Annotated in this window: 3 protein-coding genes; all 3 read left to right on the top strand. The window is 63.4% G+C overall.

The genetic code is table 11. The features are described from left to right. On the top strand, positions 1-516 hold a 516-nt coding region (locus tag EN993_RS35365; protein WP_245469068.1), incomplete at its 5' end, for a thiamine pyrophosphate-dependent enzyme. Beyond that, the gene (locus tag EN993_RS35360; protein ID WP_127266198.1) at positions 516-1514 is read left to right on the top strand and encodes an alpha-ketoacid dehydrogenase subunit beta; all 999 of its coding nucleotides are present in this window, start codon (positions 516-518) and stop codon (positions 1512-1514) included. The genes EN993_RS35365 and EN993_RS35360, both read left to right, overlap by 1 nt. 3 nt (positions 1515-1517) lie before the next feature. Continuing rightward, positions 1518-1860: biotin/lipoyl-containing protein (locus EN993_RS35355; protein ID WP_127266197.1), on the top strand; the 343-nt coding region annotated here is incomplete at its 3' end.

The following is a 1860-nucleotide window of genomic DNA, read 5'->3' as shown; positions in this document are numbered from 1 at the left end:
TTCCACGAGGCGCTGAACATGGCCGCGATCTGGAAGCTGCCGGTGATCTTCGTGTGCGAGAACAACGGCTACGGCATGTCGACATCGACGGCCCGCTCGACCGCCGTCAAGAACATCGCCGAACGCGCCGCCGCCTATTCGATGCCGGGCGTCATCGTCAACGGCAACATCTTCTCCGAGGTCGCCGAGGCGTCGCATCAGGCCGTCGCCCGAGCCCGCGCGGGTGAGGGGCCGACGCTGATCGAGTCCAAGACCTATCGCCATCGCGGCCATTCCAAGAGCGACCGCAATCGCTATCGCACCAAGGAGGAGATCGAGGACTGGATGTCGAACCGCGACCCGATCACCCTGTTTGAAAGCGAGCTCAGGGAATTCGGGTTCATCGACAACAAGGGCATCGAGGCCATTCGCGACGCCGTGGCGCAAGAGATCGCCGACGGCATCGAGTTCGCCAAGGCGAGCCCGTCGCCTGACGTTCGCGACACCGGCAATTATGTCTATACGGAGCAGGCGTGATGGACGCGATGGTGCGTGAACTGAGCTACGCCCAGGCGATCCAGGAGGCCATGTCGATCGCCATGGACATGGACGAACGCGTCTTCCTGATGGGTGAGGATATCGGCGTCTATGGCGGCGCCTTCCAGGTGACCGGCGATCTGGTCGAGCGTTTCGGTACCGAGCGGGTGATCGACACGCCGATTTCGGAACTGGGCGGGGCGGGCGTCGCCGTCGGTGCCGCGCTCACCGGCATGCGGCCGATCTTCGAATTCCAGTTTTCCGATTTCGCAACGCTGGCCATGGAGCAGATCGTCAACCAGGCGGCCAAGATGCGCTTCATGCTGGGCGGCGAGGTTTCGGTTCCGGTGGTGATGCGCTTTCCCGCCGGTTCCGGCACCGGTGCGGCGGCCCAGCACAGCCAGAGCCTGGAGGCCTGGCTCGGCCACGTGCCGGGTCTGAAAGTCATCCAGCCGGCGACGCCCTATGATGCCAAGGGCATGCTTTTGGCGGCGGTCGCCGATCCCGATCCGGTGATGATCTTCGAGCACAAGCTGCTCTACAAGATGAAGGGCCCGGTGCCCGAAGGCTATTACACCGTGCCGATCGGCAAGGCAGATATCCGCCGCAAGGGCCGCGACCTGACCATCGTCGCCACCTCGATCATGGTGCAGAAGGCGCTCGACGCCGCAGCCGTGCTGGAGAGCGAAGGCATCGATGTCGAAGTCGTCGATCTGCGAACGATCCGGCCGATGGACAAGCAGACGGTCATCGACAGCGTCAAGAAGACGTCGCGGCTGATGTGCGTCTACGAAGCGGTCAAGACGCTGGGCATCGGCGCCGAAGTCAGCGCCATGATCGCCGAGAGCGAAGCGTTCGACTATCTCGATGCGCCGATCGTGCGGCTGGGCGGCGCCGAAACGCCGATCCCCTACAATCCGGAACTCGAGAAAGCGACGGTGCCGCAAATTCCCGACATCATCACCGCCGCGCGCGACCTTGTGAAAGGGGTCCGCTAGCCCATGCCGACCGAAGTCATTCTTCCCAAGGTCGACATGGACATGGCGACCGGACAGATCTCACGCTGGTTTGCCGAGGAAGGCGCGCACGTCAAGAAGGGCGATGTGCTGTTCGAGATCGAAACCGACAAGGCGGCGATGGAGATCGACGCGCCGGCCAGCGGCGTCTTGCGCGACGTCACTGGCAAAGAGGGGGTAGACATTGCTGTCGGTGCTGCCGTGGCGTGGATTTATGCCGACGGTGAAAGCTATGCGCCAATCTCCCCCCTCGAGGGGGAGATGTCGGCGAAGTCGACAGAGGGGGTCGCTTCAGAAGGCACTGCCTTTGCGCCGAGTCCGGTCGAAC

This window comes from Mesorhizobium sp. M7D.F.Ca.US.004.01.2.1 (assembly GCF_003997785.1).
GTDB lineage: Bacteria > Pseudomonadota > Alphaproteobacteria > Rhizobiales > Rhizobiaceae > Mesorhizobium > Mesorhizobium loti.
Note: the sequence above shows the minus strand (reverse complement) of the source record. Positions and strands in the feature narration are given on the sequence as shown.

Bases quoted from the DNA above. Each gene is read 5' to 3' on its own strand.
- EN993_RS35360 (WP_127266198.1), top strand. From the start codon at position 516: ATGGACGCGATGGTGCGTGAACTGAGCTACGCCCAGGCGATCCAGGAG.